The organism is Halosegnis longus (genome assembly GCF_009663395.1).
In the GTDB taxonomy this organism is placed as follows: Archaea; Halobacteriota; Halobacteria; order Halobacteriales; family Haloarculaceae; genus Halosegnis; species Halosegnis longus.
Genome location: NZ_QKNW01000001.1, coordinates 522923 through 542643 on the forward strand (window position 1 = coordinate 522923; position 19721 = coordinate 542643).

A 19721-nucleotide genomic window follows, 5' to 3' on the forward strand; every position below is an offset into this window, starting at 1 on the left:
GTTTAGCTGTACTTCTCGAAGCCCATGTCGCGTGCGATCTCGCGGAAGCACTGTCGGCACAGCCAGATATCGTACTTGCCGACAAGCCCCTGCTTGCGACCACACCGCTGACACTCTTCGGTCTGTCCGGTCGGGACAGACTCCTCTGTTTCAGTTTCGCTCATTCGTTCACCTCAACGTCGTACTCAGCTTCGAGGTACGCGACTGCGTCCTCGGGGGTGAGTCGGTGGCTCCCCGGAATCTGTGTGCTGGCCTTGTCGCGCTTGTGGACACGGTAGCCCGGTCGCACGAGGTTGACCGTCACGTCCAGCCCGTAGATACCGATTTCGGGGTCGTACTCCTGGCTCGGGAACGCCGTGTGTTCCTCGACGCCGAACGAGAAGTTCCCCGTCTCGTCGAACTGCGACGCGTCGATGTCTGCAAGCGGGAGCGCCGTCGCGAGGAACTCCTCGGCGAGGTCACCACGGAGAGTCACCTTCGCGCCGATCGGGTCGCCCTCGCGGACGTTGAACTCCTGGATGGTGCGCTTTGCGGTCGTGCGGACCGGCGTCTGGCCGGCGATTTCGGCGAGGATGTCCTCGGCGTTCGCCAGCTCGCGGCCACCGCGACCGACGCCCATGTGGACGACGACCTTCTCGACCTGCGGCGTTCGCATCTCGTGGAGGTCACTCACGCTCATGCATCATCACCCGTGAAGTTCTCGTCGATGACGACGACGTAATCTTCGACCGTCTCGAAGCGGCCGTCGTCCTGGTCGACGAGGACGTTGTTCTGTGAGGAACCGGTCGTCACCTGAATCTCGTCGACGGTGCCGATTTCGCCGGCGTGTTCGCCGTCGACGGCCGTGACCAGCGCGCCCTCCTCGTACGAGAAGTGCGCGACGACCGACTTGTCGTCGTTCGAGACGACAATCGAGTCGTTTTGCGTGATGGTGTCGTCGTCGGCAAGCAGCGTCGTTCCGTCGTGGAGCGTGAGCTGCGTGTCGCCGCCGGCGACCTGCTGTTTCTTCACGACCTTGCCGAGCCGCGAGTCCGCGGCGTCGGCGTCGATTTCGGTGAGCGCGAGCCGCCCACCCTCGTCGGGGAACACGCGGTAGTACTCCTCGCGTTCCACGAAGGCGAGAATGTCGAACATGCCGATCGGGCGCTGTTCGTCGCTCAGCGCCTTCCCGTTCACGAGGACGGAGTCCTGTTCGAGGGCGTAGCGCGCCTCCTTCTTCGAGTCGACGTAGCCGAGCACGTCGCGCAGAACGATGAGGAGAGGAACTCCCTCTTCACCGTGCGGGCCCGCACCCGCCTTCACCGTGTAGGTCTGCTCCTTGCGCTCGACGGGCCACGAGTTCGGTACCGAGAGTCGTTTCTGGTGTCGCGTCATTCGTTGTCCTCCAGGCGCGCTTCGCGCCGGTCGTCTTCGAGGTCGAGGTCCGTCACGACGAGGTTGGACGCGTCGAGCGGCCGCGGCACTTCTTCGCCGTCGGCCGTCTCCTGGGTCACGTCCTCGACGTGGATGTCGGTCGAGCGGAGGTCGACGTTGACGACCTCGCCTTCCTCGCCGGCGTAGTCGCCGCGCTGGACCTCGACGGTGTCGCCCGCGTTCACGCGAACGCTTCGCTGGTCGTACTCCTCGCGGAGATCCTCCGAGAGGTGGGCACGGACCTGCTTTTGCTTCTCGTGAAGCGGGGCACGTCGCTGTCTGCTTCGTTGTTTCTCTGGCTGTCGTGTCATACTATCATCGTCGCCGTGCTGGCGATTGCGCCGAATCGTTCGGCGACCTCACGCGCGATGGGGCCTTTCAGCTCCGTCCCGCGCGGGTCCTCGTTCTCGTCGATGATGACGGCGGCGTTGTCCTCGAACTTCAGTCGGGTGCCGTCCGGACGGCGGATGGATTTCCGCTGTCGGATGACAACCGCTTCGAGCACCTGCCGTCGCATCTCCGGGGTTCCCTTCGTGACCGAGACGGTGATCTTGTCACCGAGGCCGGCCTTCGGGTGTCGGTTCTTCGCGCCCGAGTAACCCGAAACGGAGGTCACCTTCAGCTGTCGTGCGCCCGTGTTGTCGGCACACGTGATGAGCGAGCCCTTCTCAAGGCCCTGCGTCACGTCTGCGTTGAGCGCTTCCATTAGTTCTCACCCTCCGTATCCGTCGCGACGACGACGTGCGACTTCGTCTTCGATAGTGGGCGGGTCTCTGCGATACGAACCGTATCGCCGACCGAGATGTCGAGACAGTCAGGGTGGTGTGCAGAAATACGGGACCGTCGCTTCATGAGACGGTCGTATTTCGGCACTCTGACGTCGTACTCTCGCTCGACGACGACGGTTTTGTCCATGTCGGTGGAGGCGACTTCGCCCTCGACCGTCTGTCCGCGCACGCTCAGCGTGCCGTGGAACGGACAGTTCGGGTCAGAGCAGCCGGCCTCCGGTTCCGGTACGTTCAGTCCTAGCGCCATGTGTGTGGTGTTGTCAGTTCGGTTCGCCGGGCGGGACGAGCAACGAGCCGTTCGCCCTCGATGATGACCGTCTCATCCTCAAGAGTGACACGGAACGTCGCCGCCGCCTTCGGAACCTGTTTCGTCCCGTCGCCGGCCACGAGCAGGGTGTGCATCGTCTCATCGACGATGTCTCCCTCGATGCCGACGAGGTCGGCGTTCGACGACTCGATTACCTCCGCGTGGAGGCCCGCGAGTTCGTGTCGTGGCAGGGTCTGGGCGTTCATTGCGTTATTCCTCGTTGTCGCCTTCTTCCGCCTGGATCGTCTTGATCTGGGCGATGGTGCGGCGCAGCTCCTTCGTGCGACCCGGGTTGTCCGGGGCGCCACCGGCGGCCTGCACTGCCTTCGCGTTCAGCAGTTCCGTCCGAAGCTCCTCGATTTCCGCCTCGCGCTCTGCGGGCGTCATGTCGCGGATCTCCTCGACGTGCAGGATAGCCATTATTCGTCACCCTCCTCGGACTCCTCGTCCATCTCGTCGAGCAGCTCCTCGGCTTCCGCCTCGGTCTCCTCGTCGAGGTCGTCGACCTCTGCTTCGAGGTCGTCGATTTCGGACTCGATGTCGTCGTCCGACGGTGCCGACGGTGCAGCACCCTCTTCGGACTCGATGTCCTCGTCGACAAGCTCCTCTTCGGCGAGGTCGAGGGCGTCTCCCTCGACTTCCGTCTCGTCGGCGGCCGGCTCCTCGTCGAGGTCGCCCTCGATCGCCTCGTCGGCCTCCGCGAGCAGCTCGTCCACGTCGTCTTCCGCTTCCTCGATGAACGACTCCACGTCGGCATCTTCGGTGATGGTGAAGTCGTCGGGAAGCTGGGTGTTCGGCGGGATGATCTTCACCTGCACCCCGATGGTGCCGAGCTTCATCACGGCCGTTCCGACGCCGGAGTCGACGATCTCCTCTGCCGGCTCACCGTTGTGCTTCACGTAGCCACGGTTGAACTTCTCCACGCGCGAGCGTGCACCCGTGACCTTCCCGCTCAGGATGATTTCGGCACCGCGTGCGCCGGCATCCATGATGCGGTCGATGGTGGTGTGGCCGGCCTTCCGGAAGTACCAGCCGCGTTCGAGCGCGTTCGCCAGTCGGTCGGCGACGATCTGCGCGTTGAGGTCCGGCTCGTCGACCTCCTGCACGTCGATCTGGGGGTCGTCCATGCCGAACCGCTCTTCGATTTCGGTGGTGAGCTTCCTGATGTTCTTCCCGCCCTTGCCGATGACCATCCCTGGCTTCTCGGCTTTGAGGACGATCTGGGTCCCCATCGGCGTCTGTGCGAGCTCCATCCCGCCGTAGCCGGCTCGCGCCAACTCGTCGGCGAGGAACTCGTCGATCTGGGTTCGTTCGAGCCCCTGCTCGATGAACTGGTGTTCGTCTGCCATTATTCGGATACCTCCTCGGTGACGATTTCGACGTCGACCTGCGGTGTGTTCCACGCGGACGCGCGGCCCATCGCGCGGGGCTTGCGACCCGGCGACTCGCCGACCTTGTGGGCGGCGACGTGGATAATCTCCATCGACTCGCCGTCGAAGCCCTGGTGGTCGGCGTTGTTCGACACGTTCTCGAGCAGATCGAGGAACGCTTCGCTGGCCTTCTCCGGGAAACGCCCAGCGTCCCAGCCGTCGATGTCGGACCGGTGTGCGACACCGCTGTTGTGGGACTTGAACGGAACCGACCGCTCACCGGCGATGACGGCGTCGAGATACTCGGACGCCTCGCCGACGGTCATCCCCTTGATTTCCCGGGCGATGGCCTTGCTGTGCTTGTGGCTCATATGACGCTCTCGGAGCATGGCTTTCGCCGTCGTGTCCGAGTCTGCGTCGATGCTGTAGCTGATTCCCATTATTTGAGCGGGACGAACTTCGAGGACCGAGTCGCCCCAATACCGGCCTGCCCGTGTTCGACGGAGTTGCGCGTTAACACGAACTCACCGAGATAATGGCCCAGCATCTCCGGCTCGACACGGACGCGTTCGAACTCGTGGCCGTCGTAGACGGCGAACGTGAGTCCGACGAACGACGGGAGCACCGGCATGTTGCGCAGGTGCGTGCGGATCGGGTTGTTGGCCGTCTCCTCCTCGCCGCTCTCGCGTGCGTTCTCGAGCAGCTTCTGCTGTTGCTCGGTGAGACCACGGGTGATACTTCGCCGCAGACGTGCGGGGAACAGTTCGGCAACCTCGTCGAGCTCCATCGACTGGAGTTCGTCGAGCGTGTGGCCGCGGTAGGTGAACTCACCCTCGCGGCCGGTCTGGTACTCTGTACTCATTGTTAGTTACCTCCCTTGCCGCCACGGCCCGTGGAGCGCGACGCGATGTCACCGACCTTGCGGCCCGGTGGCGCGTTGCGCGAAACGGACTTCGGCTTGCCGGGGTGTTGACGGCCGCCGCCACCGAACGGGTGGTCGACGGCGTTCATCGCGACCCCGCGCACGTTCGGCCACTTCGTGCCGCGTGCGCGCATCTTGTGATGCTTGTTGCCGGCCTTGACGAACGGCTTTTCCGTTCGTCCGCCGCCCGCGACCGCGCCGATGGTGGCGCGTGCCTCGGGGCTGAGACGGCGAACCTCACCGGATGGGAGCTGGACGACCGTCACGTTGCGGTCGTGGGTCATCAGCGTCGCGTTCACGCCGGACGCGCGAGCGAACTTCCCACCGTCGCCGGGCTGTCGCTCGACGTTACAGATGGGGATCCCCTCCGGAATCTCCGCGAGCGGGAGCGTGTTCCCGACCGCGATTTCGGCGGAGACACCCACCTGCAGGGTGTCGCCGACGGCCACGCCCTCGGACGCGAGGACGAGCCGCTGGTCGCCGTCCTCGAACTCGACCGCCGCGAGCGGGGCCGAGCGGGCCGGGTCGTGTTCGATGTCGACGACGGTCCCGCTGACCACGTCACCGTCTTCGATCGTGCGGTGCGACAGATCTGCCTTGTAACGGTGTGACGGCGCTCGGAACGTCGGGCCACCACGACCGCGTCGTTGTCCTTGGATTCGTCGTCCCATTTAGAACACCCCGATGCGCGAAGCGACTTCCTGCGCGTCGTCGTCCTCAGAGAGGGAGACGACGGCCTTCTTCGTCCCTTGCGGCGTTACCTGTGTGTTGACGCTCGTCACGTCGACCTCGAAGCGGCTCTCGACCGCTTCGCGAACGTCCGGCTTCGCGGCGTCCGTGTCGACGATGAACTGCAGCGTGTTGTTGAAGTCCATGTCGTTCATGGCCTTCTCCGTCACGAGCGGATACTTGATCGTCATCGGTCGGCCACCTCCTCGAGTGCCGACTCGGTCCACACGGTCAGTCGCCCCGGGTGCGTCCCGGGCGCGAGGTCCTCAGCGGAGACGTTCGCCGCGGTGGCGACCGTCGCGCCCGCGAGGTTGCGTGCGGCCTTCGACGGCTCCTCGCTCGTCACGAACAGCACGGACGATGGCTCCTTGTGCTTGCGGCCACGGGTCGTCCCGCGTCCGGCACGCACTTTCTTGCCCTCGTCGGCGCGCTCGATGTCGGCGTGTGCGCCGACGGCTTCGAGGAAGGAGACGACCTCCTTGGTTTTGAGCAGCTCCTCGAACTCGTCGCTCACGACGAGCGGCAGTTCGAGGTCGTCGTCGAAGTTGTGACCGCGCTCCGCGACGCGCTCGGCGTCCGTGGTGGCCGCGATGGCCGACCGGACGGCGAGCTTTCGCTCCTTCGTGTTGATGTCGAGTCCGCGGTCCTTCTCGGCCTTCGGCGGGTGTGCCGGACGGCCCTTGACCGCCTGCGGGACGCGGCGACCCTGACCGTCCTGTCGGGGGACGTGGGCCATGCCGCGACCGGAGCCTTGCGACTCTGCAGGGGTGCGGAGTCCGGCGAACTCGTCTGCGCCGTAGTCCTGTTGTCGATTCGCCTGTGCGGCCTGAACGGCGCGCTTGATGAGGTCGGGCCGGTAGTGGGTCTCGAAGACCTCCGGCAGCTCGACCTCGCCAGCGTCCGAGCCGTCGAGATTACGTACTGTCGCGTTCATTGTCCTTGGTTAGACGCCGTAGAGACGTAGCGCACCTCGGGGTCGAGACGCGGCTGGTCGTTCGGTCGCACGGCGGGGCGAAGACGGAGCAGACGCTTGTTCGGGCCCGGGAGCGAGCCTTTCACGAGCGCGTAGTCACCGTCGACCTCGCCGTAGTTGACGAAGCCGCCGTCCGGGGTCACGTCCTCGTCACCGAGCGCGATGAGCCGCTTGTTCAGCTCCGTGCGCTGGTGGTAGCCCGTCTGGCCCAACTGCGGGACCGTCGACCGGACGCGCGATGGGTTCCACGGGCCGAGGTTGCCGATGCGTCGGCGCCATCCCTGGCGTGCGTGTTTGCCCTTTCGCTTCTGGACGCCCCATCGCTTGACGGGACCTTGGGTTCCTTTCCCCTTCGTGATGCCCGCAACGTCGGTGTACTCGCCCGCGCGGAACACGTCCGTCGCGGAGTGTTCACCGCCGTCCTCGACGAGGTCGAGCGCGAACTCGACGCGGTCGGCGATGGAGCCACCGCCGACGCGCGTCTCCATCACGTCGGGCTTGTCCTTCGGCACACCGCCGAGCACGCTCGGCGTGGTGTGCGTGACGACGCGAACGTCCGCGATGTCGCCCGCTTCGAGCGCATCGTGGATGGCGTCGGTGTCGGTGCTCTGTTCGTCCGGGGCCGAGAGCGCTCGGTCGAGGTCGTCGTGAAGCTCGGTGCTCCACGCCTCGGTGAGCGGTCGCAGCCCGTAGTTCGTTTCCTCGTAGACTCGAAGCGCTGCGGCGCGCATCGGTGGCGTCTCAACGACGGTGACAGGGACCGTCTCCTCCATCCCCTCGCGCGGGGAATTCGGTTCGTCGTTGATGGCCACGACGTGGGACATGCCAGCCTTGTATCCGGCAAAGCCCTGGAGTCCCGGCTGCCCGTCGTCGTCGGGCCAGCTATTGAACCGCGGCACCTCGCTGGCGGCGCGGACGCGCGGGCCGAAGCCCATCGAGCCTTTTCGTGGTCTGCTTGGTTGTGGCATTCTGGTCTCACTCCATTGTGAGGACAGCAAGGGAGGCGAACATCGCTTCCTCAGTTCGCACGACCTTGCTGCCTTGATTCGGGACCGTGTTGAGCCAGAGGTCGAACCGCGAGAGCGGTTCGTCTGTGTCGCAATCAGAGCCGGGCCCGTCGCCCGACCCGTCGGTTACGTCGCTCGGTTCGACACCGAGTATCTCCGGCAGCCCCCGCTTGGGAGCGCCGAAGACGACGGTACTGTCTCCACGCGCGGGCTCGATATCCTCGAGCAGTCGCGTAGAGACCGGCTCGCCGTGTCGCGACGCAGCGATACGAACGCCGGCGTCGGAACGAGCGAGCACGGTTTGCAGGTCCGCGCGTTCCACCTGATACCCCGACGGCGGGGTTGCAAGCAGTCGCGCGCGCACCGGTCGTCGCGAAGTAACCCTGACTGTGACGCGTTCTCCCTCCCGTGGCGTCGCCATCGTCGGCGGCACGGGCAGCGAGACCGGGTGTTGCATGCCGCAATTGACCCGAACGCGGTCGTCAGATCCGACCTCGGTCACGATTCCCTGTCTTAACGACCCCGAATCGTCTGATTCGGAGCCGGTCTGTGAAGCGACGCGGAGCGGCGGCAGGACGCCAACGTACGCCAGTTCGTCACGCCTCCCCCACAACTCCTTTCGGAGTTCCGGGGGCGTGGCCGCGTACCGTAAGACGGTATCGACGAACCCGTCGCCGAACCGCCCGTCGTCGCCCGACGAATCGGGGTAGACGACGAGACGGTCCACCCGAAAGATGACCGCCGCGCGTGCGACGTAACCGAGTTTGCGAGTCGCCTCGCGTTTGTCCTCGGCCTCTCGGGTCAGAGACGACGGCACGAGTACGGTGCGTGTCATGCCGAATCGCTTCCGTGTCTGCTCACTAGACTGTGACAACGATACCGAACCCGGACATAAAAGTGGCCCGCTTTGCGCGCCGGCTGTCGCCCGTTCACAGGCGTTTCAGCGTGTGTCGCCGTCACACGGTACGGCGTGGCGACCGACCCGCCCTCCCCCGTTTCGGAAGCCTTTTACTCATCACCGCTCTCGCTTGGAATGCAGACGTGCACCGATAGTGTAGTGGTATCACGTGACCTTGCCATGGTCACAACCCGCGTTCAAATCGCGGTCGGTGCATCCCTACCTATAGTTTTTGTAGGGTGTACTGACATGTCTCGGGGGTGCTCGCCATGAGCACCGTCGAGCGTGACGTCGACGTCTACCTCGACGAAGACGGCAATGCCGCCGTCGCGAGAGTAACCGAGCGCACTCAGTTGCGACTGGATGACCTGTTCCAAGACGGCGAGCTTCGGCTGTGGGAAGACACGGCGGGCTGGAGTGGCTTCCTTCGCGAAGAGACTGACGACGGCGACGTTGTCTACTACAGCGTCAATCGCCTCGAGGACGGTAGCAGCGAGGAGTGGATTCGGAAGGTCCGTTGCGGAGAGAAGGCTGTTCGCGACGGTATCCAGAAACACATCAAGGACCCAGAGGCAGGAGAAGCTGGGCAGTTTGTCCGGAGGTGTTCGCCACCATGAGCGCGTCCGCCACTCCGGACGATGTCGATCCCGACGAGTACGAAGTCGAAGATGTCGACTGGCTCGAACGCAACGCCGGGCCTGTCGATATCGCTAGCGCTCGCGAAGACAACCTCGGTGCGTGGGAGCGTGGAAAGTCGAGCGCTAGCGAAGCAGCGGTCGACATCCGGGAGGCAACTGGCGCTGCAGTCGTCCGACTCCCAGACGGAGATCCACACGCGACACTCCTCGTAGAGGCCGCCGGCGACGACCGTGGACCGTGGACCGGTGCGTGCGACTGCGAGGGTTGGCGATATAACAACATATGCGCGCACGTGGTCACGCGTGCGTGTAGGTCGGTCATCCGCTCCGGGGAGGTGCCGACGAACGTGGACTACTACGAGCAGCTACTCACCGACGACCAAGAGGACGCCGACGGTCAGGATGGCCCGCTCTCCGATATCGGTGGGCTGGAAGCAGACGGCGGTGAGTCGAAGCCGACCGTCGACAACACCGAAGAAGACGATTCTCCCGACGTGGTCGACGTTGAGCCGCGAGGCAAAGATGCACAGACGACCATGCCCCACACCGCAGGCGATCCATTCGCTTCGGAACTCGCGACGAACGTTCCCGAGCGGTTCGTGATGGACATGGGTGGCGAGCCGTACATCCGCCGTGCTGGGTACGCCGCCATCGCGAGAAATGCAAATCTGCGTGTGACGGTCGACCCCGTCACTGCTGCAGAGGAGACCGAGTTCGAGCACGCTCGGTACAAGGCGACTGTTCGCGATGCCGACGGCGAAGTGTTGGGCGAAGACTTCGGCACTGCCCACCTGGAAGGCGAGGACCTCGCCGGAGCCGAGTACCAGCTCGACGAACTGGCTTCCACCCGCGCCATTCGCCGCGCACTCGAGTGGGCTACTGGTGCCGGGTCGACACTCCAGCGAGGTGGTGGAGCATGAGCCAGCGCACCCTCTCTCCCGAGATCGAGGAGCGGTTCGAGGAGCTTGAGGAAGAGGTCGAGCGGATCGACGCGAACACGAACGGTGTGTTTCCGAAGCTCTCGTCGCTAGGTGATGCCATCGAGCAACTGGAGAGCCGGTTCGATGATATCGAGCAGCGGCTCGACGGCGTGGAGAGCAACGCAGAGATGGCTTACGCGCTCTCTGCCCGTGGGCCTGCGGAGACAGACGGCGGTCAGACGAAGGCAGGTCGTGCTCGACGACTCTCTCGTGACGAGGTGATCAGGGCGACCGCCGACGGGAAGAGTGCCGGTGCGAAGGACTTCGCGACCGGCGAACGCTCGGACGCTGTCGGCTCGGTAACGGTGGCCGACGTGCAAGACATGGCGAAGCCACGAACGGAGCTGAAGTGGAAGACCGTCGCGAAGGACGCGTGGCCTGCACTCGTCGAGGAGTTCCCATGCTTCCGCATCGAGAATCCTGACGACGGTTCGAAGCGGCTGACGGTGAATGCGTCAGAGATTCCACCGGAGCTAGCGCGGGTCGTCGAGCGGTCGTTGGAGCGTGACGACATCGCCAACCGGGTTGTAGGTGACCGCGGGTCTGGAGGGGCCTGAGTATGCTTGGAACCATCCGCGGAGTTCCACCACCGATTGCACGCGACTAAACCTCGCTTGCAGCACGCTGTGCAAACAACACTTGATTACTGCTGGGTAAATCTGCTGTAGCGGTGCGGAGCGGTGCGGATGTCGGATTACATAGTCAGTAGAGACGCCTCAGGCGACCTACAACCGAGTTGACCGGAACTGACTTGATATACCCTACTAATCGAGAAATAATGGAAGATGACGTTTTACCTGGAGAGAACGATACGCATGGAGTTGAGTGGTATCAGACGCTTGTCGAAGAGGTAAACGACCTCGCTACCGTCGTCGATACCGACGGCACCATAACCTACGTCAGCCCTGCTGTCACGCGGATTCTCGGCTACGAGCCAGAGGAACTGACTGGGCGTGAAGGCTATGAGTTCGTCCACCCCGACGACCGGGAACGGAATGCCGACGCGATGGAGGCTTTACTCTCAGATCCGTCCACGTCAGAGACCGTCGAAGTCCGATTCCGTCACGACGACGGCTCCTGGCGCTGGATCGAAGCTACAATCCAGAACCGACTTGACGACGACATCATCAGCGGTATCCTCATCAGTAGCCGAGATGTCACGGAGCGGAAAGAGTATGAACTCAAAACAGAGGAACTCGCTGAGGAATACGAAGCGCTCCTCGGCAACGTAGAAGACGCTATCTTCCTCATCAACGTCGAAGATGATGGTAATTACCAGTTCAGGTTCGAACGGCTCAGCCCATCATATGAGGACGCTACCGGTATTACGACCGAGGAAGTCAGGGGGAAGACGCCACAGGAGGTGTTCGGCGAGGAGCAGGGGGCTGAGTTGGCAGAGAACTATCACCGCTGTGTCAGGGCTGGCAAGCCGATTTCATACGATGAAGAGCTCCGGGTCGACGCCGGAGCGAGGTTCTGGCAGACGAAAATCGCACCCGTCGTTAATGATGGTGAGGTTACCCGTCTCGTCGGCATCACGCGGAACATCACCGAGCGCGTTGAGCAAGAACGACGGTTACGTCAGCAGAACGAGCGTCTTGATGAGTTTGCAAGTGTCGTCTCCCACGACTTGCGGAACCCGCTCAACATCGCTCAGGGTCGGGCGGCGCTGATTGCCGAGCAGAGGGAAAGTGATCACCTCGATTCACTTCTTGACGCGCTCGATCGTATGGAAGCTATCGTCGAAGACACGCTAACCCTCGCTCGCCAAGGTGAGACAATCCGCGAAACAGAGGTGGTCAGTTTGACTGATCTCGCGGGAAAGTGCTGGGTCACAGTCGAGACAGGGAACGCCTCCATCGAGATTGTCGACGAGGTTACGTTCCAGGCCGATTCAGATCGGTTACGCCATGTGTTTGAGAACCTGTTTCGGAACGCTGTCGAACACGGCGGGTCCGATATAACAGTCCGTGTTGGGTCTCATCATGAACAAGGGATCTTTGTCGAAGACGACGGGCCAGGAATTCCAGCCGAAAAGCGTGAAGAAGTGTTCAAAGCGGGATACTCGTCGACAAATGGTGGTACTGGCTTCGGGTTGACAATCGTCAAGCGAATCGTGGAAGCCCATGGCTGGGAGCTCTCTGTAACTGATGGAATTGATGGTGGAGCACGGTTTGAGTTCCAATTGACAGAAGATATAGAGGTTGAGTGAGCAGTCTGCTACATTCGCTCCCTCTATGGAGCACGTCTGTAACAACATATTACTGATTGAGGATTTCACCAGAAGCGAAATGTTGTAACAAGACGTAGGTTTTCACCGCCAATCAGACTCAATAGATGTACGGTAGCGAAGCCCCAAAACAGACGTACTTGCGATTTCTTTTATTTCATTCGCCGGATACTCACCACGAGCAGTATTGAGATTCTCGTGTGATTCAATCAGGTGCGTTAAAGCGGCATCAATCACGTCTGAACGTGGAGGATCGTCATCTGGACCTGCGGCCACGATTTCGCCGGCTTGGTCAAGCAGTCGCTTCCGTTCGTCGCTGAGTCTGAGAGTTGTTTGGTCGGTTCTCACGGTTACTTACCTATCCGTGTCCGTACAGGGCTCGAACTGCGTTGTGCTGGAGTCGGGAAGGCGAAACGATGCACACGAAATGACCGGCCGTCACACGGTTTCGGTACCGATAGCCGGGGGAATCCAGTGTGGACCGACGGCAGTTGCTGACACTCGGGTCGGCAGTCGGACCCCAGCCAGACCGCGTCTTTAGTCGCGTATAATCACCTTCCATCGCTTGCAGACATCCCAATCAACAGTTAACCGTTTGCAGTTGATTTCGCTTAGTATGTACATACGCGTCCAAAAGCAGTCGCGTTCGCGTGACGAACGCCTTGCAATTGCCGTAGAGAGTCAATGACTCAGATGGAAGCGTCGCTGCCGACCGACCGGACGCCGGCGACGCTGCACGAGCAGGCCGAGCAGTTCGTGCTCGACACCGTGACCGAAGCGGGAGCCGAGGGGGTGGTGCTCGCACTCGACGGGAGCGTCGAGACGGCGACGCTCGCCGCGGTCGCGACGGACGCGCTCGGTCCCGACAACGTGACCGCGCTCGTCATGCCGGCGTTCCTGACGAGCGAGGCCGCCGCCCGCGACGCCGAAATCATCGCACAGGGGCTCGGCCTGACCCCGCAACGCGTCCAGCTTCAACCCCTACTGGGCGCGTTCCGCGAGGCGATGGACGAGACGGGCGTCCCTGCCGACGACACCGTCGCCGTCGAGAACGCACTGGCGCGGTTCCGGATGGTGTGTCGCTACTACGTCGCGAACACGAGCGACCTGCTTGTCGCCGGGGCGGTGACGCGCACCGACCGCCTGCTCGGAACGGTGACGAAACACGGGACCTTAGGCGCTGACCTGCTCCCGTTCGGCGCGTGCTACCGGAGTGAGGTGATGGCAATCGCCGAGCGACTCGACGTGCCCGCGTCGTCCCCGGCCGGCTTCGAGTCGAGTCCGACCGACGCCGAACGGCTCGGCGTCGACCACGCGACCCTCGATACCGTGCTCGTCGGGCTGGTCGAAAGGGAAGAGTCACCCGCGGCCGTGGCCGAGCGCGTGGGCGTCGACACGGCCACCGCTGAACGGGTCGCCGACTGGGTCGCCGCGACGGCGCACAAGCGCCGGCCGCCGAAGGTGCCCGACTACTCCCACGAGTCCCACTGAATCACGAGTTCGCCGGACTCGCGGTTTCCACTCAGGACCGACGGGCGCTCGACGGTTCGGACCGAGACGCGCGGTCATGGGTCGAAGTTGCTGTATCCAGGATAGACCAAGGGAAGAGAAGTAGCTGGCTCCCACCAGAAGATAAGAGCCGCCGGCGCGAACGCAGGGTATGACAGTCGTTGCACTGCTGAGTGTCGCCCCGGTCATCGAGGGGAGCATGGCGAGTGAGGTGGCCAAGGCCGTCGCCGCGCTCGACGCCTTCGACGTGGAGTACGAGACGAATCCGATGGGGACGGTCATCGAGGCCGACGACATCGACGAGCTGATGCTCGCGGCCACGGCCGCCCACAAGGCCGTCGACGGCGACCGCGTCAGCACGTTCCTCAAAATCGACGACAAGCGCACCGCGGACACCACGGCGGAGTCGAAGGTGGACCGCGTCGCCGAGGAACTCGGCCGCGAGCCGCGAAGCGACCCCGACGAGTAGCCCCGCCGCCACAGTTATTGTCTGGTGGTACAACCGACCAATATGCGCGTGCTCGTGACGGGCGGAAGTCGCGGTGTCGGCCGAGCGACGGCCATCGAACTGGCAACGGACCACGACGTCGCGGTCGGCTACGTCGACAACGAGACGGCAGCCGAAGAGACCGTCGCGGCGTGTCGCGACCGGGGCGCGACCGCGGTCGCCGTCGGCGGTGACGTGCGGGATTCGGCCGACGCGGACCGACTCGTCGCCGAAACCGTCGACGCGCTCGGCGGCCTGGACGCGCTCGTCTCGAACGCCGGTATCGTTCGCCCGAACCGCGTCGAGGAGACGACCGACGAGGCGTGGCGCGACGTGCTCGGTGTCAACCTCGACGGGGCGTTCTACGTGAGTCGGGCCGCGACCCCGCATCTGCGCGAGAACGGCGGCGCGCTCGTCTACGTCTCCTCGGTCGGCGGGACCGCCGGCACGGTCGATGCGGCCTACGCCGCCTCGAAGGCCGGGCTTCACGGGCTGACCCGCGCGCTCGCGCGCGAACTCGGCCCCGACGACGTGCGGGTGAACGCGGTCGCGCCCGGCCCGGTCGAGACGACTATGAACGACGCCATCATCGAGTATCTCGAAGCCGAGTCGTTCCGCGGCCACGAGAACGTCGACACCCACCTGCCGGCGTACGCCTGCACGCCCGAAACCGTCGCCGAGAGCGTCCGCTTCCTGTTGGAGACGGAGTACGTCCACGGGGAGATACTCAGACTCGACGGCGGGATGAGTCTCGGCTAAAACGGACATTCCTTTCCTGTCGCCCGCACAGAAGGGTGTATGGAGAGTCTCAATCGGATGGCCCTCGAACTCGTCGACGAGGCCATCGACTTCGCGGACGAACTCGCTATCGAAACCGAGACGCTGGACAACGGCGCGACCGTCCTCGATTTCGGGGTGAACACGGCCGGCGGCTACGAGGCCGGCTTGCTGCTCGCCGAGCTCCAGACCGGCGGGCTGGCGACGGTTCAGACCGAATCCGGGGAAATCGACGGGGTCCCGATTCCCCACACAACCCTCCACACCGACCACCCCGCAATCTCGCTGCTCTGCTCACAGAAGGCCGGCTGGGAGGTCTCCGTCGGCGACTTCGAGGGGCTCGGCTCCGGGCCGGCGCGCGCGCTCGTCGCCGAGGAAGACGAGTTCCGGCGCATCGGCTACGCCGACGCCTCCGACTTCGCGACGCTGTGTCTCGAATCCGACGCCCTCCCCGACGCGGCCGTCGCCGACCACGTCGCCGACATGACGAACACCGACCCCGGCTCCGTCTTCCTACCGACCTTCCGCACGGACTCGATTACGGGGAGCGTGACGCTGGCGGCCCGTGCCGGCGAGATGGTCGCCTTCCGGCTCGCCGAGCTCGGCTACGACCCGCTGGATATCATGACCGTCCACGCCAGCGCGCCAATCGCGCCCGTCGCCGACGGGTATCAGGCCGCCATCGCACGGACGAACGACGCGCTCGCGTACGGCGGCAAGGTCCACGTCACCGTCGACAGCGACTTCGACCGCTTCGACGAACTGCCCTCGACGGCGGCAGACGAGTACGGCCGCCCCTTCGCCGACATCTTCGAGGCGGCCGACTGGGACTTCTACGACGTGCCGACGGACGTGTTCGCGCCCGCACAGGTGACGGTCGACGTGGTGGGCGGTGAGACGTACAGCCACGGCCGGGCCGACGAGGCCCTGCTCGCGGAGTCGTTCGGACTGTGAGGTTCAAGATCGTCCCGCCGGTGCCCGACTCGCCGGCGCGCATCGAGACGGTGTGGAAGGCCGTCCCCATCGTCCCCGACCCGGAGGACTCCTGTTGTCAGCGGCTGATGGCCGACGCCGGCGTGCCCTCACAGGACGAGGCGAAGGAGTGGCTCACCTTCTGTCGCGCGCTCGAACTCGCCGAGGAGGGGCCACGCGGCTACGCCCGGGTTCGCGACGGCTACGACCCGGCCGCCTTCCCCGAGCGGTTCCGCGAGCGCGTCTACGCCGTTCCCGAACTGCTCGCCGTGCTCGCCGATGCCGACGAACCGCTTTCGCCCAAACAGGTGTTCGACCGCCTGCGCGAGCGTGTGCCCGCGTGGGAGCGCGCGCGGACCGACGACTGGGAAGGGACGTGGACACGGCGGGTCGAGCGACTGCTGGAGTGGGCGGTGTTGTTCGGTCTCGCAAAGCGGGCGGGCGACGGCTACCGCGCCGCCTGACAGAACGGTTATACCCGTTCAGTGATACCGCCGACCATGTACGACGCCGTCCTGTTCGATATCGACGACACGCTGTGTCGCTACCGACGCGACGCCGACGAGGTGCTCGCCGAGGCGTTCGCGGACGTGGGCGTCGACCCCTACTTCGGACAGGACCACTACCACGACCGCTATCCGGAGTTCGTGGACTCGACGGACGGCATCGACCACCTGCGCGAGGAGTGTTTCGCCGCCATCTCCGCCGACGCCGGCCGGGACCCCGATCTCGGGCGCGCGGTGGCACGTGCCTTCGCCGCCGCCCGCGACCACTCCAACGTCGAACCCCTTCCCGGCGTGCACGACGCCGTCGAGACCATCGCGCGCGACCACCGCGTCGGCGTCGTGACGAACGGCGCACCCGAGATGCAACGGGCCAAGCTCCGTGGTCTCGGCCTCGATGACGCCTTCGAGACGGTGGTCCATGCCGGCTACGACGCGCGCGCGAAACCGCACCCCGAGCCGTTCGAGCGGGCGCTCGACGCGCTCGACGCCGACACGACGCGGGCCGTCCACGTCGGGAACTCGCTCGCCTCTGACGTGGCCGGTGCACACGCCGCCGGCATCGACTCGGCGTGGCTCGACACCGGCACGACGCCCGACCCGACGCCGACCCACACGCTCACCTCGATGTCAGACCTGACGACCCCGCCGTGGCGCTGAGTCGCGCTGCCGGAGCCGTTCGATGCGCTCGTCCATCGGCGGGTGCGTCGCCAACAGCCGGGTGAGCGTTCCCGTCTCGTCGCCGTGGATGTACAGCTGCGCGAGCGGGCCGGAGGGCGTGCTCGCCCGCCGAATCCTCGACAGCGCCGAGGCCAACGCCCGCGGATTCCCCGTCAGCTCCGCGGCGGTGTCGTCGGCCGCGAGTTCGCGACGCCGGGAGTACGCCCGCAGGAGCGCCGTCAGCCCGAACAACAGGACGACGGCGAGCGAGCCGACCGCCGCCTGTGCCCACGCCGCAGTCGCCTCCATCTCTGCAGGGGAGTCGCCGCGCGCAAGCGCAAGCGACCGCGCGACCCCGACCGCGAGCAACGCCGCCGGCAACAGGAGCAGTCCGAGCAGGCCGGCGACCGTCGAGGTGGCCGTCGCCCCGAGCGTCCCCACGAGCCCGTCGCGGGCACGCAGGTGGGCGAGCTCGTGCGCGAGGATGCCATCCAACTCCGGCCCGGAGAGGAGCCGGAAGAGTCGCACGTCGAGCACGAGCACGCCGTCGCGTCGACCCCCGAGCGCGAGCGCGTTCGGCGTCTCCATCCGCGCGACACACACTGTCGGCGGGTCGATGCCCAGTTGGTCGGAGAGGTGTGCGACCCGGCGGTGGAGTTCGGGACTGCGCTCGGGAGCGAGCGGCTCCGCGCCGAGCGACTCCACGATAACGCGCGTTCCGACACGGTAGGAACCGTAGCCGAAGGCGATAGTCACGCCGGCAATGATGAGCACCGTCGCCACCGGATCGGGCCGGTGGCTCCACACGGCGAGGAGTGCGGCCCACGCGAGTGCCGCCGCAGCCGCGTAGAAGACGAGCGTGGCGAGTGCGGCGAGCAGCCAGGCCGGTCCCCGCTCCATCACTCGACGCTGGTGACGGTGCCGACGCCCTTGCTCGACCCCTCGCGGAAGACGAACCGCTGGCCCTCCTCCACCAGATACGGGCGGAACTTGAATCGGACCGTCGCCTCGCCGGAGTCACCGGGGAGCAGTTGTCCACCCTCCGGGTGGATGGAAGCGGCCTCGCTCACGGTTTCGAGGTGGACGACCGGCTCGTAGCCGTCGTCGATGCGCGTCGGATGGTTGAGCACCATCACCTCGGCCTCGAACTCACGGACCGGCGTCGGGTCGCGCTCGCGGGGGACGAGCACCATCCCGCGCTCGATCTCTTCTTCCTTCACGTTCGAGAGCGCGATACCGACGATGCGACCGGCCTGGGCCTCCTCGACCTTGTGGTAGTGCATCTCGATGCTCCTGGCTTCGACCTCCCGAAACTGGCCGTCGGCCATCGGCCCGAGCAGGAGTTCGTCCCCGACCTCGACGGTGCCGGACCTGACGGTGCCGGAGGCGACGGCCCCCACGCCCGTGACCGAGTAGCTCCGGTCGATGTACATCGAGAAGTCGCCGGCGGTCTGGGCCGTCTTGGGGAGCCGCTCGAAAATCTCATCGAGCAGGGGCAGCCCGTCCATCGTGACGGCGCTCGTCTTCAGTACGGGGACGACCTGCGGGGAAATCTCCTCGACGGCGGCGTCCACGCCGTGGCGCTCGACCGACAGCGGCGTCTTCTCGGCGTTGCGGAGCAGTCGCTCCACCTCGCGTTCCACCTCGGCGACCCGTTCGTCGGACACCATATCCGTCTTGGTGACTGCGACCATCGTCGGCAGGTCGGTCGCGAGCAGGATGCCGAGGTGTTCGCGGGTGGTCTTGGTCGGGCCGTCGTCGGCCGCGACGACGAGGAGTCCGTAGTCCAGCTTCTGGCCGACGATGCCCCGAATCGTGGTGCGGAGCCACGGCTCGTGGCCCACGGTGTCGACGAAGGAGACGAGCCGTTCTGCCTCCTCGACGACGCCCGCGCGGTCGCTCTTGCGGTCGGGGTTGTCCATCCGGACGGCCATCCCCTGCTCGTCGAAGCCGTAGACGCCGTACGAGAGGTCGGCCGACAGCCCGCGTTCCATCTCGTGGGGCTGTACGTCGAGAAACGACCGCGTGCCGCCCTGGCCGTCGTCGGGGTCGCCGGTGACGAGCGAGCCGACGAGCGTCGACTTGCCGTGGTCGACGTGGCCGGCCGTCCCGACGACGATGTGGTCGTCGTCGCTGTCGAAGACGGCTCCCTCCTTGAGGGTCGCGACGCCGATGAGCCCCTCGGTGTCGCTGTCGTCGGCGTCGCCGGCGTTCCACGTCTGGACGTCGTCGATATGTGCACCCGCTTCCTCGGCGAGGACGGAGAGCACATCCATCGTCTCGGAGAAGGCGTCGGGGTCGATACCTGCGATGCCGCCGTCGTCGGTGACGCCGACGGCATACGTCGCCTCACCGTCGCCCGAGAGGACGCGGTGGCGAAGCTGTGCGGCGAGCGACTCCATGCGGCCGTCGGCGAGGTGGACGCCGCGGGTGAGCCGCTCTTTGAACTCCACGCTTCCGTCCTCGCGTTCACCGTGTTCGAGGGCGAAATCGAGCGTACCGCGGTCCGCACTCATTGATAACTGGTAGCGCCCGCCGGGACTAAAGCCTTCCTCGGG

29 protein-coding genes and 1 tRNA gene are annotated in these 19721 nt (G+C 65.2%); 11 read left to right on the forward strand and 19 right to left on the reverse strand.

Annotated features, from left to right (window positions below):
• Positions 1-2: 2 nt before the first annotated feature.
• From DM818_RS02845 to DM818_RS02920, 16 genes are read right to left on the reverse strand one after another with little or no spacing between them, the layout of a single operon-like run.
• The gene (locus DM818_RS02845; protein ID WP_075938176.1) at positions 3-164 is read right to left on the reverse strand and encodes a 30S ribosomal protein S14; all 162 of its coding nucleotides are present in this window, start codon (positions 162-164) and stop codon (positions 3-5) included.
• Positions 161-679 carry a 50S ribosomal protein L5 gene (locus DM818_RS02850; RefSeq protein ID WP_075938175.1) on the reverse strand — a complete coding sequence of 173 codons (519 nt, stop codon included), beginning with the start codon at positions 677-679 and terminating at the stop codon, positions 161-163. The genes DM818_RS02845 and DM818_RS02850 overlap by 4 nt, the downstream gene beginning before the upstream one ends.
• Positions 676-1374: a 30S ribosomal protein S4e gene (locus tag DM818_RS02855; protein ID WP_075938174.1), complete on the reverse strand. Its 699-nt coding sequence runs from the start codon at positions 1372-1374 to the stop codon at positions 676-678. The genes DM818_RS02850 and DM818_RS02855 overlap by 4 nt, the downstream gene beginning before the upstream one ends.
• Positions 1371-1724 carry a 50S ribosomal protein L24 gene (gene rplX / locus DM818_RS02860; RefSeq protein WP_075938173.1) on the reverse strand — a complete coding sequence of 118 codons (354 nt, stop codon included), beginning with the start codon at positions 1722-1724 and terminating at the stop codon, positions 1371-1373. Before rplX ends, DM818_RS02855 begins: the two co-directional genes overlap by 4 nt.
• A complete protein-coding gene (locus DM818_RS02865; RefSeq protein ID WP_075938172.1) occupies positions 1721-2119 on the reverse strand; it encodes a 50S ribosomal protein L14 in 399 nt (132 codons plus the stop codon). Before DM818_RS02865 ends, rplX begins: the two co-directional genes overlap by 4 nt.
• Positions 2119-2448 carry a 30S ribosomal protein S17 gene (locus tag DM818_RS02870; protein ID WP_075938171.1) on the reverse strand — a complete coding sequence of 110 codons (330 nt, stop codon included), beginning with the start codon at positions 2446-2448 and terminating at the stop codon, positions 2119-2121. The genes DM818_RS02865 and DM818_RS02870 overlap by 1 nt, the downstream gene beginning before the upstream one ends.
• Positions 2439-2714: a ribonuclease P protein component 1 gene (locus DM818_RS02875; protein WP_075938170.1), complete on the reverse strand. Its 276-nt coding sequence runs from the start codon at positions 2712-2714 to the stop codon at positions 2439-2441. The genes DM818_RS02870 and DM818_RS02875 overlap by 10 nt, the downstream gene beginning before the upstream one ends.
• A gap of 4 nt (positions 2715-2718) precedes the next feature.
• Positions 2719-2928, reverse strand: a complete 210-nt coding sequence (gene rpmC / locus DM818_RS02880) for a 50S ribosomal protein L29 (RefSeq protein ID WP_075938169.1) — start codon at positions 2926-2928, stop codon at positions 2719-2721.
• A complete protein-coding gene (locus DM818_RS02885) occupies positions 2928-3857 on the reverse strand; it encodes a 30S ribosomal protein S3 (RefSeq protein WP_075938168.1) in 930 nt (309 codons plus the stop codon). Before DM818_RS02885 ends, rpmC begins: the two co-directional genes overlap by 1 nt.
• A complete protein-coding gene (locus DM818_RS02890; protein WP_075938167.1) occupies positions 3857-4318 on the reverse strand; it encodes a 50S ribosomal protein L22 in 462 nt (153 codons plus the stop codon). Before DM818_RS02890 ends, DM818_RS02885 begins: the two co-directional genes overlap by 1 nt.
• On the reverse strand, positions 4318-4740 hold the full coding sequence (locus tag DM818_RS02895) for a 30S ribosomal protein S19 (protein WP_075938166.1): 423 nt from the start codon (positions 4738-4740) through the stop codon (positions 4318-4320). Before DM818_RS02895 ends, DM818_RS02890 begins: the two co-directional genes overlap by 1 nt.
• 2 nt (positions 4741-4742) lie before the next feature.
• Complete coding sequence (locus DM818_RS02900) at positions 4743-5471, reverse strand: 50S ribosomal protein L2 (protein WP_075938165.1); 729 nt, start codon at positions 5469-5471, stop codon at positions 4743-4745.
• The gene (locus DM818_RS02905; protein WP_075938164.1) at positions 5472-5720 is read right to left on the reverse strand and encodes a 50S ribosomal protein L23; all 249 of its coding nucleotides are present in this window, start codon (positions 5718-5720) and stop codon (positions 5472-5474) included.
• Complete coding sequence (rpl4p, locus tag DM818_RS02910; RefSeq protein WP_153952277.1) at positions 5717-6463, reverse strand: 50S ribosomal protein L4; 747 nt, start codon at positions 6461-6463, stop codon at positions 5717-5719. Before rpl4p ends, DM818_RS02905 begins: the two co-directional genes overlap by 4 nt.
• The gene (locus DM818_RS02915) at positions 6460-7470 is read right to left on the reverse strand and encodes a 50S ribosomal protein L3 (protein WP_075938162.1); all 1011 of its coding nucleotides are present in this window, start codon (positions 7468-7470) and stop codon (positions 6460-6462) included. The genes rpl4p and DM818_RS02915 overlap by 4 nt, the downstream gene beginning before the upstream one ends.
• Positions 7471-7477: 7 nt before the next feature.
• Positions 7478-8344, reverse strand: coding sequence for a putative RNA uridine N3 methyltransferase (locus tag DM818_RS02920; protein WP_075938161.1), 867 nt, complete (start codon positions 8342-8344; stop codon positions 7478-7480).
• Between the two features lie 208 nt (positions 8345-8552).
• Between DM818_RS02920 and DM818_RS02925 the strand changes: the two genes are divergently transcribed.
• From DM818_RS02925 to DM818_RS02945, 5 genes are all read left to right on the forward strand, one after another.
• Positions 8553-8623, forward strand: a tRNA-Gly gene (locus tag DM818_RS02925).
• Positions 8624-8676: 53 nt separating this feature from the next.
• Complete coding sequence (locus tag DM818_RS02930) at positions 8677-9024, forward strand: hypothetical protein (RefSeq protein WP_153952278.1); 348 nt, start codon at positions 8677-8679, stop codon at positions 9022-9024.
• A complete protein-coding gene (locus tag DM818_RS02935; protein WP_153952279.1) occupies positions 9021-9965 on the forward strand; it encodes a hypothetical protein in 945 nt (314 codons plus the stop codon). Before DM818_RS02930 ends, DM818_RS02935 begins: the two co-directional genes overlap by 4 nt.
• The gene (locus tag DM818_RS02940; protein WP_123123864.1) at positions 9962-10582 is read left to right on the forward strand and encodes a hypothetical protein; all 621 of its coding nucleotides are present in this window, start codon (positions 9962-9964) and stop codon (positions 10580-10582) included. The genes DM818_RS02935 and DM818_RS02940 overlap by 4 nt, the downstream gene beginning before the upstream one ends.
• Positions 10583-10803: 221 nt before the next feature.
• Positions 10804-12237 carry a PAS domain S-box protein gene (locus DM818_RS02945; protein WP_075938158.1) on the forward strand — a complete coding sequence of 478 codons (1434 nt, stop codon included), beginning with the start codon at positions 10804-10806 and terminating at the stop codon, positions 12235-12237.
• Positions 12238-12339: 102 nt separating this feature from the next.
• On the opposite strand, the gene DM818_RS15340 is transcribed toward DM818_RS02945, so the two are convergent.
• Complete coding sequence (locus DM818_RS15340) at positions 12340-12603, reverse strand: DUF7386 family protein (RefSeq protein WP_075938157.1); 264 nt, start codon at positions 12601-12603, stop codon at positions 12340-12342.
• Positions 12604-12939: 336 nt separating this feature from the next.
• Here DM818_RS15340 and nadE point away from each other — a divergent pair, with 336 nt between their 5' ends.
• From nadE to DM818_RS02975, 6 genes are all read left to right on the forward strand, one after another.
• Entirely contained in the window at positions 12940-13746 is an 807-nt protein-coding gene (gene nadE, locus DM818_RS02950; protein WP_079988940.1) for an NAD(+) synthase, read from the forward strand.
• A 169-nt stretch (positions 13747-13915) separates the two neighbouring features.
• Complete coding sequence (locus tag DM818_RS02955; protein WP_075938155.1) at positions 13916-14233, forward strand: thiamine-binding protein; 318 nt, start codon at positions 13916-13918, stop codon at positions 14231-14233.
• A gap of 42 nt (positions 14234-14275) precedes the next feature.
• Positions 14276-15010, forward strand: coding sequence for an SDR family NAD(P)-dependent oxidoreductase (locus DM818_RS02960; protein WP_153952280.1), 735 nt, complete (start codon positions 14276-14278; stop codon positions 15008-15010).
• Positions 15011-15049: 39 nt separating this feature from the next.
• The gene (gene mch, locus DM818_RS02965) at positions 15050-15982 is read left to right on the forward strand and encodes a methenyltetrahydromethanopterin cyclohydrolase (protein WP_153952281.1); all 933 of its coding nucleotides are present in this window, start codon (positions 15050-15052) and stop codon (positions 15980-15982) included.
• Positions 15979-16464 (forward strand): hypothetical protein, encoded by a 486-nt coding sequence (locus DM818_RS02970; protein WP_153952282.1) that lies wholly within the window; start codon positions 15979-15981, stop codon positions 16462-16464. Before mch ends, DM818_RS02970 begins: the two co-directional genes overlap by 4 nt.
• 36 nt (positions 16465-16500) lie before the next feature.
• Positions 16501-17163, forward strand: coding sequence for an HAD family hydrolase (locus DM818_RS02975; protein WP_075938151.1), 663 nt, complete (start codon positions 16501-16503; stop codon positions 17161-17163).
• Here DM818_RS02975 and DM818_RS02980 read toward each other — a convergent pair.
• On the reverse strand, positions 17134-18063 hold the full coding sequence (locus tag DM818_RS02980) for a M48 family metallopeptidase (protein WP_075938150.1): 930 nt from the start codon (positions 18061-18063) through the stop codon (positions 17134-17136). The genes DM818_RS02975 and DM818_RS02980 overlap by 30 nt on opposite strands.
• Positions 18063-19679: a GTPBP1 family GTP-binding protein gene (locus DM818_RS02985; protein ID WP_153952283.1), complete on the reverse strand. Its 1617-nt coding sequence runs from the start codon at positions 19677-19679 to the stop codon at positions 18063-18065. Before DM818_RS02985 ends, DM818_RS02980 begins: the two co-directional genes overlap by 1 nt.
• Positions 19680-19721 lie beyond the last annotated feature (42 nt).